Origin of the sequence: Archangium sp. (assembly GCF_036388035.1) — a bacterium.
Taxonomy (GTDB): domain Bacteria; phylum Myxococcota; class Myxococcia; order Myxococcales; family Myxococcaceae; genus Archangium.
This window is the reverse complement of the sequence record NZ_DASVSO010000892.1, coordinates 1-4,741: the sequence shown is the minus strand read 5'-3', so window position 1 is coordinate 4,741 and position 4,741 is coordinate 1. Positions and strand designations below refer to the sequence as shown.

Annotated in this window: 4 protein-coding genes; 2 read left to right on the top strand and 2 right to left on the bottom strand. The window is 68.4% G+C overall.

Features of this window, described 5'->3' with window-relative positions; genetic code table 11:
* On the top strand, positions 1 to 1,141 hold a 1,141-nt coding region (locus VF697_RS36510; protein WP_331102429.1), incomplete at its 5' end, for a DEAD/DEAH box helicase.
* A gap of 30 nt (positions 1,142 to 1,171) precedes the next feature.
* Here VF697_RS36510 and VF697_RS36505 read toward each other — a convergent pair.
* Positions 1,172 to 2,506, bottom strand: a complete 1,335-nt coding sequence (locus tag VF697_RS36505) for a hypothetical protein (protein WP_331102428.1) — start codon at positions 2,504 to 2,506, stop codon at positions 1,172 to 1,174.
* Positions 2,507 to 2,677: 171 nt separating this feature from the next.
* Here VF697_RS36505 and VF697_RS36500 point away from each other — a divergent pair, with 171 nt between their 5' ends.
* A complete protein-coding gene (locus tag VF697_RS36500; RefSeq protein ID WP_331102427.1) occupies positions 2,678 to 3,697 on the top strand; it encodes an HNH endonuclease signature motif containing protein in 1,020 nt (339 codons plus the stop codon).
* On the opposite strand, the gene VF697_RS36495 is transcribed toward VF697_RS36500, so the two are convergent.
* Positions 3,669 to 4,741 (bottom strand): sensor histidine kinase (locus VF697_RS36495; RefSeq protein WP_331102425.1); only part of this gene is annotated, 1,073 nt, incomplete at its 5' end. The two genes, VF697_RS36500 and VF697_RS36495, sit on opposite strands and share 29 nt — an antisense overlap.

Here is a 4,741-nt window from a genome sequence, read left to right as displayed (position 1 = left end):
CAAGGACGTCATCGGCTGCGCCGCCACCGGCACGGGCAAGACGGCCGCGTACGTGCTGCCCCTGGTGGAGCGCTTCGCCGGCCGCAAGGGTCCGCTGGGCCTGGTGCTGGCGCCCACCCGCGAGCTGGTGCAGCAGATCGCCGGGCCGGTGGGCTTCTTCGGCGAGTCGCGCGGCGTCACGCACGCGGTGGTCATCGGCGGCGAGGACATGGGAGCGCAGGTGGAGGCGCTGAAGCGCAAGCCCACGCTGGTGCTGGCCACGCCCGGGCGACTGGTGGACCTGCTGGGCTCGGGCGCCGCGGCGTTCCCGCACCTGGAGGCCCTGGTGCTGGACGAGGCGGACCGGATGCTCGACATGGGCTTCCTGCCGCAGATCCAGCAGATCCTCGCGGCCCTGCCTCGCAAGCGGCAGACGCTCCTGTACTCCGCGACGCTGGGCCCAGACGTGAGCCAGTTCGCCCGCGAGTGGCTGCACAAGCCGGTGCGCGTGGAGGTGACGCGCAGTGGCACGCCCGCCGAGCGCGCCGAGCAGCGGCTGTACGTGGTGAAGCCGGAGGAGAAGTCGGCGCTGCTGCTCACGCTGCTCGCGCGGGACGAGGCGACGGCGCTCGTCTTCACCCGGACGAAGGAGCGCGCGGACAAGGTGCACCAGGCGCTCCAGCGAGCGGGGTACCGGTGCGCGGTGCTGCACGCGGACCGGACGCAGAACCAGCGCAACCAGGCGATGGAGGGCTTTCGCAAGGGCACATACCGGTGCCTGGTGGCCACGGACATCGCGGCGCGAGGGCTGGACGTGGAGGACGTGGGGCACGTCATCAACTACGACCTGCCGCACGCGCCGGAGGACTACGTGCACCGCATCGGCCGCACGGCGCGCGCCTCCGCGAGCGGCGTGGCCTCGACGTTCACCACGTCGAAGGACCGGCAGGTGGTGGAGAGCATCGAGCGGCTCATGCGGGGCGGGATTCCCCGCGCGACCGTGCCGCGCGAGGACCCCATCTTCCAGGAGGAGGTGGAACGCCTCAAGGCCGCTCAGCGCGACCCGGGCCCGCCCCAGAAGGACCACGGTGCCTCCAAGAAAGAGCCAGGGCAGGCGCCGGGGCGGCACGCGCGGACGCACGGGCGCGCTCCTCGGAAGTGAGGCGGGAAGAGCAGGCCCGGCATTCGGAGGCTACTGGAGCTCGACGTAGGCGCGGAGCCGGGTCGTCCGGGTCTCCGCGTACGGGTCACGCAGGAGAGTGCCAGTGAACGAGTCCTCGTAGCCGCTGGCATTGCCACGCCAGGTGGCGGTCGCCTCCACGCGGTAGGAGCCCGCGGGGAAGGTGGTGACCGGGGCGATGTCCGCGGGGAGCGGGAAGGGCGTGAAGGAGGTGACCGCAGCGGGCGCCATCACGCGCCACCCCAGGGGACCCGGTCCGGTCTTGGATGCGAGCTCCAGCTCCACCATGTGCGCGGAGGCATCATGGTTCCAGCGGAGGACGAGGCCGGAGCGCGAGGCGCTGGCCGGTGCCTCCAGGGTCCCCACGGCCGGCGAGGCGATGCTCACGGGGCTCAGGAGTGTGACCGCCGCGGACGAGGTGCGGCCCACGGGCATGTCCGTCTGGACCTCTCCCCTGGGGAGGTTCGCCGCATCACCCGCGGAGACGCGGAGCACCGGGGTGAAGGTCTCGAAGGGGCCCGTCAGCGCGATTGCCGGGACCGAGAGGGGCAGCTTTCCGTCATGGCTGCTGCTGAAGAGGAGCTGGCCGCCCAGGATGTACCGGAGCGAGACTCTCGCTTCGGCGCCCTGGAGTTTGTTGCCCTGCTCTGTCACATCGAGCGACTGGTCCAACGGGTGGTCGAGCGCGATGTCCTGCCCACTGACGACGGTGTCGGCGGCCACGGCGATGTCCTTCTTGAGGCCGACCCGGAGGACCTTTGCGCCCGTGAGCTCGGTCTCACGGGCGAAGAGGTCCACCCGGCCGCGTTCGTCACCTTGGACGTCGATGCTGAAAGAGCCATCCGCGGCCCCCGTGAGGAAGCCATGGAATCCCTTGCCGATCAGGACGACGGACAGGCTCTGGGGAGAGGTCGTGCCCGTCACCCTGCCGGTGATGGTGCCCTGCTTCTTCCAGGAGATGGCCGAATTCAGAGCCGCTGAGCCCGGCAGCCAGACCTCGGCCCGGTTGATCGCGAGGTAGGTGTTCACCTGTACGGTGCCGGTCGAGGACACCATGACAAGGCTGACGTCCTGCGGCCCGGTGATGGACGGGTCGTGGAACCGCGCCACGCCGCTGCTGTCGACGGGCTCGCGGAACCTGCTGCCATCGCCGAGGAGCACATGGACGTTGCTGTAGAACCGGAGGGTGGCGCGGATGTCGTCCGGGATGTGGACAGTGAAGGAGGGGGACGTGCCGGCATCAGGGGCACCCCCTTCGCCCGCGTCAGGACGCGGGTCGTCGATTTTCGGGGGATGACAGGCGGCGAAGAGCAGAACGAGGAGGGGAATCAGTCGGGTCTGGGTCATCGAGCAGCACAGTACGGAGATGCGCCAACGAGCCTGACGGAGGGCCGATGAAAAAAATGAATGGGCAGCTACTCGTGACCGCGGCGAGGCAGTAACGGCAGAGATCAGGTCGATTTACCCCATGCCCTGCGTCCTTCTCTGTCTGTCGCCTAGGACCCTCCACTGCGGGGCATGGACACAGGACGTGCCTGGTTGGTGCTCTCTTTGGGAGCAGAGCGCGAGTACGCAGGAAACGTGGGGTACGACGATGAGCTGGACACGGTCTACCGCTACGACAGCTTCGTGCCGAACCATCGGCAGATGAGCGAGGGGGATCTGCTGATCCTCTGCGATCGAAAGAGCGTTCTGGGTCTCGCGAGGATCTCCAGGCGAGTCTTCTTCGACAAGCCCAAAGAGCTGAGGCGCTGTCCTGAGTGCAGAATTGCGACCATCAAGGAGCGCAAGGAGAAGCGCCCGAAGTTCAGGTGCAGGGATGGCCACACGTTCGATGAGCATGAGCTTGTAGTGACATCGGAGCCCTGTACTCACTACGAGGCCTATTTCGACGGGTCCTTCCGGAGTGTCCGAGGAATCTCCGTGCAGGAGGTGCGTCGGGCCTGCCCGAAATTCAATGGGCAGCTCGCCATGCAGGAGGTTGATCTCGATCGCTTGGGGGAGGCTGCGGCGCTACTGCGTGGGCAGGCAGGGACGTTGCCCAAAGCGGGTCAGGGTGTCGGACCCATGGCGGCCGACGCTTTGGACGATGCGTACGTGCCCGATGGGCGCGATGAAAGGGAGAGCACCTCGCGTCAGGTCCGTACGCGCAAGGGGCAGGCTGCCTTCCGTGAGAAACTCCGGGCGCGCTTCGACGATACCTGTGTGGTGACCCGGTGCCGGGTTCCAGACCTGCTCGAAGCGGCTCACATCTCTCCCTATCGAGGCGAGAAGGACAATCATCCCTCCAATGGGCTGCTGCTGCGTGCGGACATCCACACGCTCTTTGATTTGGAATTGCTCGGAATCGACCCGGCGACGCGCGAAGTCCACCTGCACCCGAAGCTGAAGGGCATGGGGTACGAGCAATTCTCCGGCATCGAGCTCGCGTGTGGGCCACAACTGCCGAGCAGGGAGGCCTTGGAATCACGCTGGAAGAAGTTCCAGTCGGGCTTGCCGCGAAAAGTCGTTACCGCTCGCGGGGCAGGGACAGGGTGAAGCAGGCGCCCTGGCCCGGCTCTCCGCCCACGTCCAGCTTGCCGCCGTGCTCCTGGAGGATGCGCGCGGCGATGGCCAGTCCCAGGCCCGTGCCGCCTTCCTTCGTCGTGAAGTAGGGCTCGAAGATGCGGGCGCGGTGCTCGGGGGGAATCCCCGGGCCGCTGTCCTGCACCTCCACCACCGCCTCCCGCTCGCTGCCTCGCACGCGCACGTGCAGCGCCCCGCCGCCCTTCGTCATCGCCTCCTCGGCGTTCTTCACCAGGTTGACGAGCACCTGCGTGAGCTGGTCCCGGTCCACCTTCGCCACCACTCCCGGCTGCACCTCCGAGTGGATGCTGATGCCCGGCGGCGGTGAGGCGTAGAGCGACAGCACGTTCTGAGCGAGCTCGCCCAGGTCCACCGGCTCCAGTTGCGGCTTGGGCAGGCGCGCGAAGCGGCTGAACTCGTCCACAATCCGCTTCAGCCGGTCCACCTCTTCCAGGATGACGCCCGCGCTCTCGCGGAACAGGCCGGGGAAGCGCGCGTCCTGCGCGTCCTGCACCGCCATCAGCGTCTCCAGCGACATGCGGATGGGCGTCAGCGGGTTCTTGATTTCGTGCGCCAGCCGCCTCGCCACCTCCTGCCACGCGGCCACGCGCTCGCTGGCCACCAGTTGCTCGGTGGTGGAGCGCAGCTCCGTCGTCATGTGGTTGAACGTCTTCACCAGCTCGCCCACCTCGCCCGTGGCCTTCACCTGTACCTGCACGTCCAGCGCGCCCTCGCCCACGCGCCTCGCGCCCGAGGTGAGTGCCTCCACCGGCTGGGTGATGCGCCGGGCCATCAGCATCCCCAGCAGCACCGAGAAGCTCAGGCCCAGGCCGGCCAGCAACAGGAAGGAGCGGAACACGCCCAGGGTGGCTTCACGCTCGGCCGCGCGGCTGAAGACGAGCCGCACCGTGGCGGCCTCGCCCAGTGGCAGCACGCGCGACACCGTGGGCGGCGTGACGTCGCCGGCCCGCGCCACCACCGTGTCCCCGGACAGCAGCGACACCTCGGCTCCCGTGA

What these genes read in the sequence shown, in the direction of transcription:
- VF697_RS36505 (WP_331102428.1), bottom strand. Translation starts at nt 2,506, where the DNA reads ATGACCCAGACCCGACTGATTCCCCTCCTCGTTCTGCTCTTCGCCGCC.
- VF697_RS36500 (WP_331102427.1), top strand. Translation starts at nt 2,678, where the DNA reads ATGGACACAGGACGTGCCTGGTTGGTGCTCTCTTTGGGAGCAGAGCGC.